This is a genomic window from Coprococcus hominis (ex Arizal et al. 2022) (genome assembly GCF_040094675.1).
In the GTDB taxonomy this organism is placed as follows: domain Bacteria; phylum Bacillota; class Clostridia; order Lachnospirales; family Lachnospiraceae; genus Coprococcus_C; species Coprococcus_C hominis.
This window is the reverse complement of the sequence record NZ_JBBNHG010000036.1, coordinates 1-17,151: the sequence shown is the minus strand read 5'-3', so window position 1 is coordinate 17,151 and position 17,151 is coordinate 1. Positions and strand designations below refer to the sequence as shown.

15 protein-coding genes and 1 pseudogene are annotated in these 17,151 nt (G+C 43.4%); 6 read left to right on the top strand and 10 right to left on the bottom strand.

Annotation, left to right across the window (positions count from 1 at the left end; translation table 11 throughout):
* Position 1: 1 nt before the first annotated feature.
* The 5 genes and pseudogenes from AAAT93_RS10665 to AAAT93_RS10645 form a co-directional block, all read right to left on the bottom strand.
* Positions 2-379: a type II toxin-antitoxin system RelE/ParE family toxin gene (locus AAAT93_RS10665; RefSeq protein ID WP_176934011.1), complete on the bottom strand. Its 378-nt coding sequence runs from the start codon at positions 377-379 to the stop codon at positions 2-4.
* A gap of 159 nt (positions 380-538) precedes the next feature.
* Positions 539-1,330 (bottom strand): AbiH family protein, encoded by a 792-nt coding sequence (locus AAAT93_RS10660; protein WP_021984900.1) that lies wholly within the window; start codon positions 1,328-1,330, stop codon positions 539-541.
* Positions 1,331-1,630: 300 nt separating this feature from the next.
* On the bottom strand, positions 1,631-1,831 hold the full coding sequence (locus tag AAAT93_RS10655) for a hypothetical protein (protein ID WP_021984901.1): 201 nt from the start codon (positions 1,829-1,831) through the stop codon (positions 1,631-1,633).
* A 206-nt stretch (positions 1,832-2,037) separates the two neighbouring features.
* Positions 2,038-3,663, bottom strand: a pseudogene (locus tag AAAT93_RS10650) (nucleotide sugar dehydrogenase).
* A 160-nt stretch (positions 3,664-3,823) separates the two neighbouring features.
* Entirely contained in the window at positions 3,824-4,453 is a 630-nt protein-coding gene (locus tag AAAT93_RS10645) for a nucleoside-diphosphate sugar epimerase/dehydratase (protein WP_227573254.1), read from the bottom strand.
* 289 nt (positions 4,454-4,742) lie between these two features.
* Here AAAT93_RS10645 and AAAT93_RS10640 point away from each other — a divergent pair, with 289 nt between their 5' ends.
* On the top strand, positions 4,743-7,226 hold the full coding sequence (locus AAAT93_RS10640; protein WP_118734607.1) for a GH36-type glycosyl hydrolase domain-containing protein: 2,484 nt from the start codon (positions 4,743-4,745) through the stop codon (positions 7,224-7,226).
* 146 nt (positions 7,227-7,372) lie between these two features.
* Here the strand turns inward: AAAT93_RS10640 and acpP are convergent, their stop codons facing one another.
* On the bottom strand, positions 7,373-7,606 hold the full coding sequence (gene acpP / locus AAAT93_RS10635) for an acyl carrier protein (RefSeq protein ID WP_021984907.1): 234 nt from the start codon (positions 7,604-7,606) through the stop codon (positions 7,373-7,375).
* 130 nt (positions 7,607-7,736) lie between these two features.
* Positions 7,737-9,416, bottom strand: a complete 1,680-nt coding sequence (locus AAAT93_RS10630; protein WP_227573255.1) for a putative bifunctional diguanylate cyclase/phosphodiesterase — start codon at positions 9,414-9,416, stop codon at positions 7,737-7,739.
* Between the two features lie 349 nt (positions 9,417-9,765).
* Here AAAT93_RS10630 and AAAT93_RS10625 point away from each other — a divergent pair, with 349 nt between their 5' ends.
* On the top strand, positions 9,766-10,167 hold the full coding sequence (locus tag AAAT93_RS10625) for a Fur family transcriptional regulator (protein WP_117780873.1): 402 nt from the start codon (positions 9,766-9,768) through the stop codon (positions 10,165-10,167).
* Between the two features lie 276 nt (positions 10,168-10,443).
* Here the strand turns inward: AAAT93_RS10625 and AAAT93_RS10620 are convergent, their stop codons facing one another.
* The gene (locus AAAT93_RS10620; protein ID WP_195541177.1) at positions 10,444-11,307 is read right to left on the bottom strand and encodes a peptidoglycan DD-metalloendopeptidase family protein; all 864 of its coding nucleotides are present in this window, start codon (positions 11,305-11,307) and stop codon (positions 10,444-10,446) included.
* A 56-nt stretch (positions 11,308-11,363) separates the two neighbouring features.
* A complete protein-coding gene (locus tag AAAT93_RS10615; protein WP_118374236.1) occupies positions 11,364-11,813 on the bottom strand; it encodes a SpoIID/LytB domain-containing protein in 450 nt (149 codons plus the stop codon).
* Between the two features lie 226 nt (positions 11,814-12,039).
* On the opposite strand from AAAT93_RS10615, the gene AAAT93_RS10610 reads away from it, so the two are divergent.
* The 4 genes from AAAT93_RS10610 (at position 12,040) to AAAT93_RS10595 (ending at position 16,963) form a co-directional block, all read left to right on the top strand.
* Positions 12,040-12,813 (top strand): thiazole synthase, encoded by a 774-nt coding sequence (locus AAAT93_RS10610; RefSeq protein ID WP_021984912.1) that lies wholly within the window; start codon positions 12,040-12,042, stop codon positions 12,811-12,813.
* 14 nt (positions 12,814-12,827) lie between these two features.
* Positions 12,828-14,162, top strand: coding sequence for a 2-iminoacetate synthase ThiH (gene thiH, locus AAAT93_RS10605; RefSeq protein WP_227573256.1), 1,335 nt, complete (start codon positions 12,828-12,830; stop codon positions 14,160-14,162).
* A 486-nt stretch (positions 14,163-14,648) separates the two neighbouring features.
* Entirely contained in the window at positions 14,649-15,590 is a 942-nt protein-coding gene (locus tag AAAT93_RS10600; protein WP_227573257.1) for a thiamine phosphate synthase, read from the top strand.
* A gap of 602 nt (positions 15,591-16,192) precedes the next feature.
* Entirely contained in the window at positions 16,193-16,963 is a 771-nt protein-coding gene (locus tag AAAT93_RS10595) for an ATPase (protein ID WP_196020579.1), read from the top strand.
* Here AAAT93_RS10595 and AAAT93_RS10590 read toward each other — a convergent pair.
* Positions 16,941-17,151, bottom strand: a 211-nt coding sequence (locus AAAT93_RS10590; RefSeq protein ID WP_227573258.1) for a hypothetical protein, incomplete at its 5' end; no start/stop codon positions are given. The two genes, AAAT93_RS10595 and AAAT93_RS10590, sit on opposite strands and share 23 nt — an antisense overlap.

Here is a 17,151-nt window from a genome sequence, read left to right as displayed (position 1 = left end):
GTTAACTAAACAACCATTTTAGCCTCTTTTGAGCAGTTTCAATCGCTCTCTGATAATCTCCAGCACTTTTCTCTAAAAAGGCCGTAAGCAGTATTATGGTATCATCTTCAATCGTATAAAGTACTCTTACATTTTTCCTGGATTCTGGATGTCTAATACTATATAGTTTGTCAAATCCCGTTAACTTTTCAAATTGCGGCAAATCAATCGCTCGATCTTTTTCCTGTTCTAAAACTGCCAGATCTGCAATCAACTTTTTCTGATATCTCTGCCAAGGCGCATTTTCCCTCCACGCCTCATCAACTGCTTTTCGAAACTCTTTCTTTACACTTGAAATTGTCTCTTCTAATTCTTCAATAAGTAATTGTTCTAATTCCACACCCCAAGTCTCCTCCTTCGTATTGTTATAATATAACTTATAAGTAATATTTTCAACAGTTTTTTATATTTATTATATTCAAAACTTTATTTTATATTCAATTTGATAAACTTTCTCTACTCGCCTCCTCACACTTTACCATAACAAGATTTGCCTGCGTTAACAAACTATCCTGTGACAAAGAATACATTTCTCCACATTTCCTAATAAATAAGTTTTCTGAGATATCCCATATCTATAAACAAATAAATGATTTTTCGTGTTTCTCTGAAGCCAATCAATCAACACATTTCTCCATGTTAAATCCGACTCTCCCAGCGCCAAACCATATGTACAAATCGTATCCGCAGAATTGATTATATTCACCGCCTCAACAACCCGCATCCTGTCATATTCTTCATTAAAAAAAGGTTTAACAAACGCTCTTTTTCCATTTCTTGATAGAGGATATGCTGCTTTCCATTGATTTTCATTGTCAATTCCTAACGTTGGATCATCCCCTAATTTACCATGAATATGGATTATCTGAGGTGCCCGATATGAATATTGATCAAACGCTTTCTCCATAGCATAATCAAAAACCTCTGTGTAATTAAACGAAATCGCCTGGATATTTCTACGCAGCCCTGCATCTCTTATACTCATTGTAGAATTCACATTATGAGATATTCCTTTGTAAAACCCAGAAAACGAATCCACCATCTCATCATGAATTATTTTTTCTTTTGCTTCATCATTTATCCTTTTGAAAAAAAGTTTCTGTTCTCTATCTAGATATTCTCTCATATATACAGAAAAATCCCTGACACATTCAACAAACTCTTTTTCCGTTTTTAGGGATTGCGCATAATCACACATCTCCATCTCGAAATCACCCCAACGATCTATATCCAATGATATTTCTCTTTTGAATGCCTCAATAATAGGAGATTTCGAATCTGAATTAACCATCCGAGAATCTCGTATTCATACCACAATTAAATCAAAACCATTTCCAATCAAAAATAAAGTCATTTTATCCCCCTTGTATAATCTTCAAAACTATTCAGCTCTACTATTCCCGCCGTGTATCAAACAAAAGTAACAACTACTGTGCTGCATACGACAGACAAATCATCATCACAATTTTAAATGCGAATTTTGTCTCACTTTCGTACATGGGAATTTTTCAGAGGTTCTCAACTATCGACATTTTTTCTAGAAAAAAGAATTTGCAATAAGAACGATAACTATATAGAATTCCCCTCACCCCTATAAGTCATGCTCCCACACATGTCTTATAACCATTATTCTACACAAATCTACAATTTTTTCCAGCACCACCTGCAAAATAAATTCTACCGCTTCAACCTTTCCATCCAGCGCCTCGGAAAAGAAGTCATCATCCATCAGCTTCAGTCTGTCAATCCGATTCAGATACTCTTCCTGCCTGTTCAACTCCATCTTCGCCATACACTCCTCCTGTATTGCCCCGGGGTGATGGTTCATCCATCCAACCTTGTCGACACAAAAACCATATCACAGGTGAAAATACATTGTAAAGCGTAAGTTTGGAACATTTAGGAAAAGCACGCAAGAATGCGGGGTACAGGCGAAAATAAATTTTAAAAACGTAAAAAAACCGCCGAAAGCACTACGCTCCCGACGGTCTCCCATCCCTAATCTCTCCTAAATATATCTCTCGTATACACCTTGTCCGCCACATCATCCAGACAAGCATCATACCGGTTCGCAATGATCGCCTGCGACAGATCATTGAACTGCGCCAGATCATTCACAACTCTGCCGCCAAAGAATGTGCTACCATCCTCCAAAGTCGGCTCATACACGATCACGGTTGCGCCTTTCGCCTTGATCCGCTTCATGACTCCCTAGATGGAACTCTGCCGGAAATTATCCGAATTACTTTTCATCGTCAAGCGGTACACACCAACGACAACTTCCTTTTCCTTCGAAGCATCGTAGTCTTCATTCGGTCCATACGCTCCAGCAATCTCCAGCACTCGATCCGCAATATAATCCTTCCTCGTCCGGTTTGATTCCACAATCGCTTCAATCAGGTTCTCCGGCACATCCTGATAGTTCGCCAACAACTGCTTTGTGTCCTTCGGCAGGCAATATCCTCCATAACCAAAACTTGGGTTATTGTAATGTGTGCCGATTCGCGGATCCAAACACACACCATTGATGATTTGCTGCGTATCAAAGCCCTTCATCTCCGCATATGTGTCGAGCTCGTTGAAATACGATACACGCAGTGCCAGATATGTATTTGCAAAAAGCTTGACCGCCTCTGCTTCCGTATACCCCATGATCAGCGTGTCAATATTCTCCTTGATTGCGCCTTCCTGCAACAGCCCCGCATATGTATGTGCCGCCGCAACCAGTCTCTCATCATCCATATCCGTTCCAACAATGATACGGCTTGGGTATAAATTATCATACAACGCCTTTGATTCCCGCAGAAATTCCGGACTGAAAATAATGTTTTCACAACAATATTTCTTCCGGATGGATTTCGTATATCCCACCGGAATTGTGGACTTAATTACCATAATTGCAGATGGATTATACTTCATTACCAATTCAATGACCGATTCTACTGCAGATGTATCGAAGAAATTCTTCTGACTGTCATAATTCGTCGGTGCCGCAATCACAACAAAATCTGCCCCCGCATAAGCCTCCTCTGCATCCAATGTAGCTGTCAGATTTAACGTTTTCTCTGCCAGATACTTCCCAATATATTCATCCTGAATCGGACTTATGTGATGATTGATCTTCTCACACATACGCTTGCTCGCACCCATGACATTTGTCGGATTGACTGCTTTATCTGTACTGATCAGCACAAAACGGTCGCAGTGATTTCGGATTGCCGCAAGTGCGGTTTTATAAGTGCCAAATACGTTGTTTTTGATCGCCTCGCAAGGACTTCCCTCCATGAGTGGCACATGCTTGTGTGCCGCCGCATGGTAGACGATCTGCGGTTTATACTCTTCAAACACACGCTCGATTCTGCAGCTGTCACGTACCGATCCAATCAGTACAGTCAGATTCAGTTTCGGGAAGTTATGTCGTAATTCCTGTTCAATCTCGTATGCATTGTTCTCATATACATCAAAGATGATAAGTCGTTCCGGCCGGCTTGCCGCGATCTGTCTGCAAAGCTCACTTCCGATCGAGCCGCCTCCACCGGTTACCAGCACACGTTTGCCCTCGATATAGCCGGTTATACTAGCAAGATCTGTCTTGATCGGTTCTCTTCCGAGCAGATCTTCCATAGAGATCGGCCGGAGCTTACTCAGCTTCACATCACCATCCACAATCTGGTAGATACCTGGCACGGTCTTCACAACACAATCCGTCTCGTTACATATATTAAGTATCTCCCGACGCTCATCCTTTGTTGCCGTTGGAATAGCAAAGATGATTTGATCGATCTTATGCAGCAAATATATCGTCTCTTGTTCCTGCTACCGGAACACCCTCGATAAAACGTCCATTCTTGTTCTTATTATCATCAATAAAACATTTCACACGCATGTTGTTGAGCTTGGATGACCGCTGGATTTCTCGCATCAGCGTCTGTCCTGCCGCACCGGCTCCAATAACCATGACATTGTCCACCTGCTTGCCATGTGCCCGGTTTCGTTCTGTGACAAAGATACGATACGAATACCGCAGTCCGATCACACATACATATTCCAGAACAAATCCTAATATATAGTAGGAAATCGGCATACGCTGCAGGAAGATCGTGATTCCACACAGATTGATCAGTCCTGCGATCAATGTCGCGTTCGTCATTGGCAGTAATTCACGGATGCCAAGGAACCGCCATATTCGTTTGTACATACTTGTGAGCCAGAAGACTGTCAGCGTGATAACCATTCGAACCGGTATATATATAATCCACGCTTCCAGATATTTGATATCGATTGCTGAGAACCGGCAGTCAAACCGCAGCCACAATGCAACCGCATACGCAAAATTAACTACAACTGTATCGTACACCATAAGCATCACTGCGACAATATGCCAGTGCTGAATTTTGAACTTTTTCTCTGCCATGTTTCCCATTTCTCCCTGTCACCGGACGCCACGCCCGGAAATTTTATCTTTTGTTACCATTCATCTCCAAAAATATAGTATAGCAATTTGTGAATTGCAATAGACCTTGCAAAATTGACACTTAATCTGTCATAATTGGTATTCGTCCTTGTAAATAGGGAGTTTTCTGGCATACTTTCTGCATTTTTCGTTTGTGCAATTTGTTGCCTGAATGCGAGAATTTTTGTTGTGCTTTGACTATTTTTATTATATAATGAGGGCAGTGTTTTATGAAAGGAAGGTATTATACATGAAATTTGGTTACTTTGATGACGCAAATCGTGAGTACGTCATTACTTCGCCTAGAACTCCATATCCATGGATCAATTACTTAGGCACACAGGGGTTCTTCTCCCTGATTTCCAACACTGCCGGAGGATATTCCTTCTACAAAGACGCTCGTCTTAGAAGAATCACTCGTTACCGTTACAACAACGTACCTATTGATATGGGTGGACGTTATTTCTATATCAATGAGAACGGTACGATCTGGAACCCGGGCTGGTCTCCAGTGAAGACAGAGCTGGATGCTTATGAGTGCCGTCATGGTATGGGTTACACAGTAATCACAGGTAAGAAGAACGACCTGAAGGCTGAAGTAACATTCTTCGTACCACAGAATTACGACGGAGAAGTACAGCAGGTAGTTTTGACAAATGAGAGCGACAAAGCTAAGACATTCTCCTTCTTCTCATTTGCTGAGTGGTGTCTGTGGGATGCACAGGACGACTGCACAAACTTCCAGAGAAACTTCAGTACTGGTCGTGTAGAGGTAAAGGATTCTACCATCTACCACAAGACTGAGTACAGAGACAGACGTGATCATTACGCATTCTATTCTGTAAATGACACCATCGATGGTTACGATACAGACCGTGATGCATTCATCGGTTTGTACAATGGTTTCCACAATCCACAGGCAGTTGAAGCTGGTAAGGCTAACAACTCCTTTGCAGATGGCTGGTCACCAATCGCTTCTCATTATAAAGAGATCACACTTGCTCCGGGCGAGTCTAAGACACTCATCTTCATCCTTGGTTATGTAGAGATGCCAGTTGAGGAGAAGTTCGAAGCAGATGGTAAGACTATTAATAAGGTAAAGGCTCTTGCTATGATGGACAAGTACAACACACCTGAGAAGGTTGCTGCTGGTCTTGCAGAGCTGAAGGCTACTTGGGATAATCTCCTTGGAATCTTAAATGTTGACACACCAGATGACAAGGTTAACCGTATGGTTAATATCTGGAACCAGTATCAGTGTATGGTTACATTCAACCTTTCACGTTCTGCTTCCTACTTCGAATCAGGTATCGGTCGTGGTATGGGATTCCGTGATTCAAACCAGGATATCCTCGGTTTCGTTCACCAGATTCCAGACCGTGCAAGAGAGAGAATTATTGATATCGCTTCAACTCAGCTTGAGGATGGCGGTTGCTACCATCAGTATCAGCCACTGACCAAGAAGGGTAACTCCGATATCGGTGGTGACTTCTCCGATGATCCATTGTGGATGATCCTTTCTGTTTCCGCTTACATCAAGGAGACAGGTGACTGGGGTATCCTCGATGAGATGGTTCCTTATGATAACGACGAGTCTAAGGCAAAGCCAATGCTTGATCACTTGAAGGTTTCCTTCTACAAGATCGTAAATAATCTTGGACCTCACGGACTTCCACTTGCAATGCGTGCAGACTGGAATGACTGTATCAACCTGTCATGCTACTCTGACACACCAGGTGAGAGCTTCCAGACATATACAAACCCTAAGTTCGCTGCTGAAGGCGGTTACTCTAAGGTTGCTGAGTCTGTTATGGTTGCTACACTCTTCACATATGCAGGTCCAAACTATGTATCTATCCTGAAGCACCTTGGCAAGGATGACGAGGCAACAGCTGCTCAGGCTGAAATCGATAAGATGAAAGCAAACATCATGGAATCCGCTTGGGATGGCGACTGGTTCATCCGTGCATACGATGCAAACGGCGAGAAGATGGGTTCTAAGGAATGTGAAGAAGGTAAGATCTTCATCGAGCCACAGGGCTTCGCAATCATGTCTGAGATTGGTAAGGATCAGGGCTGTGATATGAAGACACTTGCAGCCATCGATGAGAGACTGAATACAAAGCATGGTCTTGTACTGAACAACCCTGCTTATACAAAGTACTACATCCAGTACGGTGAGATCTCTACATATCCGGGCGGATACAAAGAGAACGCTGGTATCTTCACACACAACAATGCATGGATCATCTGTGCTGCTGCTTACGCTGGTCAGGGTGATCAGGCATTCAAGTACTACTCAGAGATCGCTCCTGCATTTACAGAAGAGACATCTGATATCCACAAGACAGAGCCATATGTATATGGACAGATGATCGGTGGTAAGGATGCTGGTTCTGATATCGGTCAGACAGGCAAGAACTTCGGTCAGGGTAAGAACTCATGGCTGACAGGTACAGCTGCTTGGAACATGGTAGCTATCTCCCAGTACATCCTTGGTGTACAGCCTGACTTCGACGGTTTGAAGATTGATCCTTCTATCCCTTCTGCTTGGGATGGTTTGAAGGCTTCCCGTCAGTTCCGTGGCGACACATATGATATCGAGGTTAAGAACCCAGATCACGTATGCAAGGGTGTTAAGAGCATGACTGTTGATGGCAAGGCAATCGACGGAAATGTAATCCCTGTTGCTGGTGATGGCAAGGCTCATAAGGTTGAGGTTGTTCTTGGTTAATTGATAACTAACGAGACAATTCACAGATAAAAATAGCAGCGGCTGCACATCGTGCAGCCGCTGTTTTTGTATGCAGTCACCACATAAAAAAGGCACCACCCGACAGGTGATGCCCTCATATGTAGAAATTCGGTCCTAAGTCCCGATTAGTCCTCGATACCGTTGTTCTTAAGGTAATTAACAACATCCTCTACAGTTGCCATAGCAGCTACGTCATCTGCAGGGATCTCACAACCATACTCCTCTTCCAAAGCCATAACAAGCTCATAAAGATCCAAAGAATCTGCGCCAAGATCATCCTTGAAAGATGTTGAGAGTTCGATTTCGCTCTCGTCAACGCTAAGCTGGTCTGCAATAATTTCCTTTAACTTTTCTAACATACTATTAGTCTCCTTTTACATTTCATTTTATAACTGCACTTGCATATCGGCTAAGTGACTCTCATACAGAAAATATACAACAGCCCTATACTATATGTCAAGCTAGTATTCGTATTTTTAATAAGCGGGGTTAAAAGGCAATCCGCTCAAACTCTGGTACAGGCATTGGCTTTGCAAAATAAAATCCCTGCGCGATATCACAGTTAGAATTCTTCAGGAAATCCACATGTGCCTTTGTCTCGACGCCTTCCGCGATTACCTGCAAATGCAGATCCTTCGCCATACCGATGGTGTGATTTACCACAATCTTGCCCTTCTCCGAAGCGATCTCACTATCAAGGAATTCCTTGTCAATCTTGATCGTATCGACCGAGATATTTCGAATCAGATTCAATGAGGAGAATCCGGAACCAAAATCGTCCACCTCCAGCTTAAATCCCAGCTTCTGAAGACGGTCAAGCACACGATTCAGCTCCTCCGGCTTGTCTAAAAACAGAGATTCTGTGATCTCCAGATTCAGCATATCCGGTGTGAGATCGTATTTGTGGATCAGCTCCATCAACGCCTTTTCCAGATCGTTGTGCTGAATATGATATCTCGATATATTCACGGATATCGGCACAACCGAACGTCCCTGATCCAACCAGCGGCGGATATTCTTACACGCCTCTTCCCACATGTATTCATCCAACTTCAAAATAAAGCCGTTCTTCTCAAATAACGGAATGAAATCGTTCGGCGGGATCAAGCCCTTCTCTGGATGCTGCCATCTGCAAAGCACTTCGGCACCACACAGGGAGTTGTCCTTCAAACGATACTTCGGCTGCAGATACATCTGATATTGATGCTCGGTCAGCGCCTTCTCCATATCCTGCTCGATCTGTCCGGCACGTAGCATCTCCTCGCGGTAATGCTCATCATAAAATGCACAGAACTTCATGATATTACCCTTTACGGTACGCTCTGCCATCATCGCACGGTCGCACATCAGATTCACCGGAATACTTCGGTCGTTCACCAGATAAATACCGAACTTTGTCACGATATCATACTGGAATGGATTGTTGCTGATCTTCTTGCGCAGCTTCTCAATCTCTTTGATGATCTCGCCCTTTTTATCATAGCTCATATAAAAGACGAACATATCCGAATGCAATCTTGCGTAATTGTTCTGATTGCCATATGTCTCCTGCAATACCCGCGCTACAAAACGGAGCACCTGATCGCCCTCCGCAATACCGTGGATATCGTTAATATTCTTAAAACGCTCAATGTCTAACAACACAATTGCATAATTATTGTATAAATCCTGAATCGCAACCTGCGTCTGATCATAAAACCGAATCCGGTTCGAAATGCCAGTCAGCTTGTCCACCTCGTCTGGTGTATGGTTTATCAGCTTGACTGCCTGCTCCATCATATTCTGCATAACTACCTGCTCATTGTCGCCAAGTGCGACCAATGTTGCAAGCACAGCGTCTCTACCGTCAAACCATGCAATATCATGATAACGCCACGTTGCCACGCCATCAAGCAGCTCCTCATAACGCTCCCGCACCAGCGGTGCCTGTGTCTTGATATGCTGCATCGGGCAGTCCATACACGGAGTTTCCTTCGTACAAAGCACCTCATGACAAATCATGCCGACACGATTTCCCATCAATTCAATCGCCTTGTCATTCTGATACAGAATCTCAAAGCTGGAACGGTCAATGACGATGCTTGCCTCACATCCGGCATTTAAAATGGAGTGAATGACCTGCTTCGTCTCCTGCATGTTTAATTCATCGGTTATCATACCGAAATTCATATATTCGCTTCCTTTTATCAGGTAAATATTTATTTAGTAAACAACACAGATTTACTATAACAATGATGGAATTTTATGTCAATCGAAATCAGTCAAATACTTACAAATACTTGTGATTTTCTATGTTTTTACTAGATTCTTTTCCTCGTGTTATATAATTTTTTGGTTGACAGAATGTGTATTATTCACTATACTAAATAATAAGAATTATTACTATTTTATGATATAGTATCAATACTATTCGTATACAGATAATGTGCAGAGTACGTTAACTCATATATTGTTCAGAGTGTGTTAGCTCATATATTGTGCATACAGTGTATTAGTATATATAGTAACGGAGGTATCTATGGCAACAAGCAAATATAGTCATCAACGAGAATCAATTATAAACTTTCTGACGGGCAGAACCGATCACCCGACTGCGGATGCTGTCTACCAGTATTTGCGGAACGACCTCCCAACGATCAGTCTCGGTACGGTCTACCGGAACTTAAACCAGATGGCAGCGTCCGGCAGGATTCTGCGTCTGCATGTAGACGGAAAAACCGATCACTACGACGCCTGCACCGACCCACATGCCCACCTTTTATGTACGAAATGCGGTGCCGTGCGTGATATCCATATGAATTTCGAGGATGATCTGATTGCACAGGCTGCAGAAATCTCACCATGCCGCGTGGATGGCGTATCTGTATTGTTTACCGGTTTGTGTGAAGAGTGCGCAGACTGTGTCGACGATGAACTTTGATGGGTGATAAATCATAATTGGTGTTGAACTGTAATTGATGAAAAATCGCCGGTTCATAACAATTTCCCCAATATTTGACTTCTGTGTCTGTTTTACTGGGTAAATTATACGTAAAAACAAAAAATCCCCAACCATTTACGCTCTCAAGCAGCTTCCGGTTGGGGAATTTTTTGTTATATGAATTTATTCCCCAATCAGCCACTTTCTAGCCAGCTTCCAACTGGGGAATTTTTATTCTACTGCATTTTTTACCCAACAGTCACCCAATAATCAGTACTACTGCATCAGAATCATTGGGTTGATTGGCACGCCATTCTTCATCAGCTCGAAAAATACATGTGTACCTTCCTCGGTATAGTAACTGCTTGGAGAAGCAACCTCGCCGATATTCTGCGCGGTTGTAATCGTATCACCCTCGGCGACAGTGACATTCATCAACTGTCCGTAGATTGCTTTGAATCCATTTCCCATGATTACAGTCACCGTCGTTCCATGCTCTTTGTCCTCGCTGACAGACTCGACAACGCCCTCATAGGCTGCCAATACATTTTCTCCCTCATCTGCAGCGATCAGGATACCCGGATTGCAACGATAAGAACGAAGTGTCTTGAAGTATACGGTTGTGTCCATGCTGTATGGCAAGATGACCTTTCCATCTACTGGCCATACGAGCGTGCCACCTTCGTTGTAGGCATTCGCAACAACCACACCATCTTCATTGACGATCACGCCATCACTGCTTGTCTCTGCAGTCTCTTCAGATGATGCATTGCTGTCACTTGTACTTTCATCTGTATTTTGTGCGCTTTCATTTGCGCTGTTTTCTGTATCCACACTTTGTGCATCTTCATTTGCAGCTATTTCCTGTGCTGTCTGATTGTCCGCATCGGTATCACCAGCAACTGCTTCATCGGAATTTGCCTCCGCGGTTTCCGGCATCTCCACCTTTGTCTCAGCAACCTGTTCCGTTGTTTCTGTTACCTCCGGTGCATTCAGATCCACCGTCTGCTTGTCTACTCCAAACTCGCTTTTGTAAGTATTGTAATTATAGATTACCATCAGACCAACGAACGCCAGAACGCCTGTGCCTATCGCAATATACAGTCCCTTTGTCCGCAAAAATTCTTTGAATCGGTCCATACTCTGCCTCCTTTTGATTTGCTAATGCTAGTATGGACACATTATTTTCCTTTTATTCAATTATTTTCTTTTTGCTCGATTATTTTTCCTTTGGTGGCGATCACCGCACGCTCATAACGCGCCTTGACGGATTTGTAATTCTCCCTGCCCCATTTTGCGATATAATCTTCTTCCGTATAATATTGAAATTCCAGATCTGACGCCTGTATTACGGTCGCGTCTCCCATCGCATAATACACCTTCGTCCGAAGCGCGACCGCCTGTGCCTGCAAATAGCTGTCATCCGCGCTTGCATCCACGATTCCCGGCATGATATGCGCTACATATTTTTCCACATCCACCAGCTCATTTCCCGCTTTCGTCTGCACCAGCACATCTCTCCCGGTTGAAATGCGTTCCAGCGAGGCAGTCCCGTCCCCCTGCTTTCCATTCACGCAGAATGTGACGAGACACGGCACCACGATTGCACAAACAACCGCCACTAAAATATATGGAAATACTTTCATATACAACAACCCTTTTCTTGCTCGTTTTATTATATGTACAAACGCGGAGCAGCATGCTGTATTTTTGTATGTGTGCTCGCGATTGCTTCCGGCTTGACATATTCCGTATAATGTCTATAATAATAGCAGAGTGTTTGTCATATATGGCTGCGCGAAGGGGCACACCACCACGGGTGTGGTTTTTTCGCGTGGCTTTTTTGATATTTTATAAACGGAGGTTTCAAATATGGAGAATAACAACGATGTTTTCATGCTTGGCGGACATGAGTTTCATTCCCGCTTTATCTTAGGTTCTGGAAAATACAATTCCCACCTGATCCGTGCGGCAGTCGAATATGCCGATGCCGAGATCGTCACGCTCGCCCTGCGCCGTGCCAATACCAGACCAGAAGAGAATATTCTGGACTTTATCCCGAAGAACGTAACGCTGCTGCCGAACACATCCGGCGCAAGAAATGCAGAGGAAGCAATCCGTATCGCCCGCCTCGCCCGTAAAATGGCTGGCACTGATTTCGTCAAGGTCGAGATCATGCGCGATTCCAAATACCTGCTTCCTGACAATCAGGAGACGATCAAAGCGACAGAAGTCCTCGCGAACGAAGGCTTTGTCGTTATGCCTTACATGTATCCAGACCTGAATGTTGCCCGTGATCTGGCAAATGCAGGCGCCGCCTGTATCATGCCGCTCGCATCGCCGATTGGTTCCAACAAGGGTCTTGCAACGAAAGATTTCATCCAGATTCTGATTGATGAGATCGACCTCCCGATCATCGTCGATGCCGGTATCGGACGCCCTTCACAGGCTTGTGAAGCAATGGAAATGGGGGCCGCTGCCATCATGGCAAATACCGCGATTGCAACTGCCGGTGATATCCCGATGATGGCAAGCGCATTTAAGGATGCGATCATCGCCGGTCGTAAAGCTTATCTGGCAGGACCTGGGCGCGTACTCGACAAGGGCGGCGCAGCTTCCGATCCTCTGACCGGATTTTTGCGATAGGAGGAAAATAACGAATGGAACAAGAATATACAATAGATAATTCCTACCTCTCTCCGGAAGCGCAGAAGCGCAAGAAGGACTTGGAGGAAAACCCGGCATCCCGTACCAACCATATGGAATATATGGACGGCATGGAAGTGCTGGATTCTGATATCAAGGACAAGGTGCGCGCAGCCATGCAGTCCTATGATTACAACGCTTACACTGATGCGGATGTCCGCACAGCCCTTGCAAATGCGAAGCAGGGACACTGTGGCATTGAAGATTTCAAAGCACTTTTATCCCCTGCCGCACTTCCACATTTGGAGGAAATGGCTGCTCTGGCACAGAAGGAGCGGTTGGCACATTTCGGCGACTGTGTATACATTTTCACCCCGCTATACATTGCGAACTATTGCGAGAATTACTGTGTGTACTGCGGTTTCAACTGCTACAACCACATTCACAGAAAGAAGCTTTCCGAAGCAGAAATGGAAGCAGAGATGAAGGTCATCGCAGATTCCGGCATTGAGGAAATCCTGATGCTGACCGGCGAGAGCCGCGCCGTAAGTGACGTGAAATACATCGGCGAAGCGTGCAAGCTGGCGCGGAAATATTTCCGGAATATCGGTCTGGAGATCTACCCGGTCAATACTGACGAATACCACTATCTGCATGAGTGCGGTGCCGACTACATCACTGTCTTCCAGGAGACTTACAACCCAGACAAGTATGAGACGCTTCATCTGATGGGGCACAAGCGTGTATGGCCATACCGTTTTGACGCGCAGGAACGCGCACTTCGCGGTGGCATGCGCGGTGTCGGATTCTCCGCTTTGCTGGGGCTCGATGATTACCACACAGATGCTCTTGCAACAGCTCTGCACGTATATTATTTACAGCGCAAATACCCGCATGCAGAAATGTCTATTTCCTGTCCGCGTCTGCGCCCGATCATCAACAACGACAAGATCAATCCAAAGGATGTCCATGAAAATGTCCTCTGCCAGATATTATGTGCTTACCGGTTGTTCCTTCCATTTGCAGCAATCACGGTTTCTTCCCGCGAGGAAGCGCGTTTCCGCGATGGCATCATCCGCATCGCCGCAACTAAGATTTCCGCAGGTGTATCGACCGGTATCGGTGACCACAAGGAGAAATACGAAGCACACGACGGGGCAAAGACTGATGCTGGTCAGGCATGTGAGAATAGCTCCAAATCAGTGGATGAGACAGCGACAGATGCTGGTGATGAGCAGTTTGAGATTGCTGACAGCCGCAGCTTCGAGGAAATCTACGATGCCATCCGCGCCCAGGGCATGCAGCCGGTATTGAACGACTACTTGTACACGGAGGAGTATCATAATTAGGTTGTGGGGATTCTAATTTAGACTGGTAGCATGTTTTCGCTATGGTCTAATTACCAGTTTGTTGGGGGAATTTGGGCTATTTCCATTTTTCACCCAACTTGACATGGCTTGATTGCCTCTTTGTTGGGGAGATTTCCTACAATACGGATTTTCTCCCCAACTTGCCATATTCTAATTACCTATTTATTGGGGGAATTTTGTACTATTCATTTTTTCACCCAACTTGACATGGCTTGATTGCCTCTTTGTTGGGGAATTTTTGCACTATTCATTTTTTTACCCAATTTACCATGATCGAATCACCGATTTGTTGGGGAATTTTTCTACAAGATGAATTTTTCACCCAATTCGTCATGACCGAATCGCCTACTTGTTGGGGAATTTTCCTACAGTCCGGATTTTTATCCAACCTACGCCATAGCGGACATATCAAGACTAGGGAATATTTACAATTATCAAATGATATTTTCGAAAGGATTACAGAATATGATGACACAAACACGAATCGCAGTAACAAACCGGACTATATGTTATGAATTATACAAACAGGCAGGCTTAGCAAGTGCAGAGGACACACCGCTCACTTGCTTATCCCGCCAGATTCGTGTGCTTCTAAACAATAATTCTTACGATAAAATTCTAGTTCGTGAAAAGGATCTAAGCGTAGAGGAATACCATGAATTTATCGCTGATATTTTCTCTGCCCAACATTCCTATCGCTCCGCAACTAACTTGACCTCCAATAACTGTACATCTCCAAAGAATCCGCTCACCATTAACTCAAGATCAGATAATTCTACCCTCACAAAATCAATATGCTCCGATGGATTCAACATAATGTCCTCCCGCATCATTGTACACAATTTTCCAGCGGTTGCCGAAGAATTTGGTACAGATCTGCATCTGCCATTTTTCATGTTTACGAATTTACTTTGTCAATCAGGCAATTCAGGACAAAATAATTTTCAGAATTCCCTATCTAATAGTTCTGTCCTGGCTTCTGATGCTTCTGGTACCTCTGTTATAACTTCAAATAACGATCTGACTCATGGTACCTCTGTTATAACTTCAGATAATGGTCTGTCCCATGAGAATACTACATCCGCAACAACATCTTCTGACGGCTTCCGAAGAAAATATCCGCACATCAAAAGGATCGGAACCTCTATCCACAGTGTAGAGGACGCAGTCTTTGCAGAATCACATGGTGCAGATTACATCACCGCCGGACATATCTTTACAACGGATTGTAAAAAAGGGCTTCCGGGAAGAGGTATTGACTGGCTGAAGTCAATCTGCAATGCTGTTTCTATTCCAGTGTACGCCATCGGTGGAATTTCAGATGCAAATGTTTCCATGTTATACGATTGTAATATATCTGGATATTGCATGATGTCGGCGTCCATGAAACCAATTCTATCCGAATAATTGAGCGTTCCATTTTAAGGAATTAAGTTTGTTTCTGACAGATTACCTACTTTAATAAACCTAATTAAACTCCTTACAATTTGGAGCTTTTTCCCTTTTGGTTTACTTTACCACTACTCTGTCACATACTTTTGGGATTTACTATATTGTAACTTCATCACATATTTTTGATTTTTCTCTGTTGCAACCTCATCACTCGTTCTTCGTTTAGTGCAAATCTTATATTTTCTCCATTTTCCCCCAGCATATTCCCACTTGAATTTGTGCAAATCTCCTAAACTTGCATTTTTTACTCAAAAAGTTCTTTACAAGCAATCATAATCCATGCTATTGTCTATATGGTTAATTCATTTAATTTCTAAAGTGAATTTATCTACATGTTCTTATTTTTACCCATTATTTTATTACATAATGAACATTATAACGAAACAGGCATAATTGTATCAAACTATGTCATGTCATAACACTTTTTCTGACCCGGATTCTACTTCCCCCGGTCCCATATTTTTCTTTCTGACTAGGGACATTTTCTATCAGTTTCCTGTCATGTTCCTAGTCAATTTCAAAAACTATAATTATTTTATTTAACAACGGAGGTTTTTATGGACGTACAAAAAATGCAAAAGGAACTCGAACATTTATTAGCTGAAGTACACTGGATACAGCAAAAGCTAAAGAATCTACCAGAGGAAAACATATCTTGTGAACGCGACAAACAATACATTCGATGGTACTTAATATCTGAAGGGAAACGAAACTATCTGCCACGCTCACAAGAGAAATTAGCCAATAAATTAATGCAGAAAAAATACTATCTCGCCCGTCTAAAAGATGATTTGGATGAAATTACATTTCTAAAAAAATGCTTGAAAATTGCACCACCACACACACGAAGAATTGACAAACTTCTATCTCCAGATTCTTCCTATCACAATCTTCTACTTTCAGCAGTTTTCAATGATGAAGTTTCATGGTCAACAACCGACTATCAAAGATCCAATAACTATCCAGAAAAATTAATTCATAATACTTATGCGGGGATTCTGGTACGTTCCAAATCAGAAGTTCTTATTGCCAATGCCCTATTTTCAAAGCAAATTCCTTTTCGATATGAAGCATGTTTGCAACTTGGATCTCATACTGTCTATCCGGACTTCACGATCCGACATCCTGTCACAAAGAAAATATATTATTGGGAGCACTTAGGAATGATGGGGGAGGAAGACTATCTCGACAATGCCTTAACGAAAATCCGACGTTATTGCCGGAACAATATCTATCCTGACGGCAATTTGATTCTTACATATGAGTCGCTTCAAACGCCACTTGATTCTGAACTTGTCCTACATATCATCGAGCACTACTTCTCGTAGCTTCCGGTTGGGGAGTTTCTCTCGCTCTACCACTTTCTACCCAACCTGCTTGCTTCTCTGTAGCTTCCGGTTGGGGATTTTCTCCCGTTCCGCCATTTTCTACCCAACCTACTTGCTTCTCTTTACCTTCCGGTTGGGGATTTTCTCCCGCTCTGCCATTTTCTACCCAACCTGCTTGCTTCTCTTTA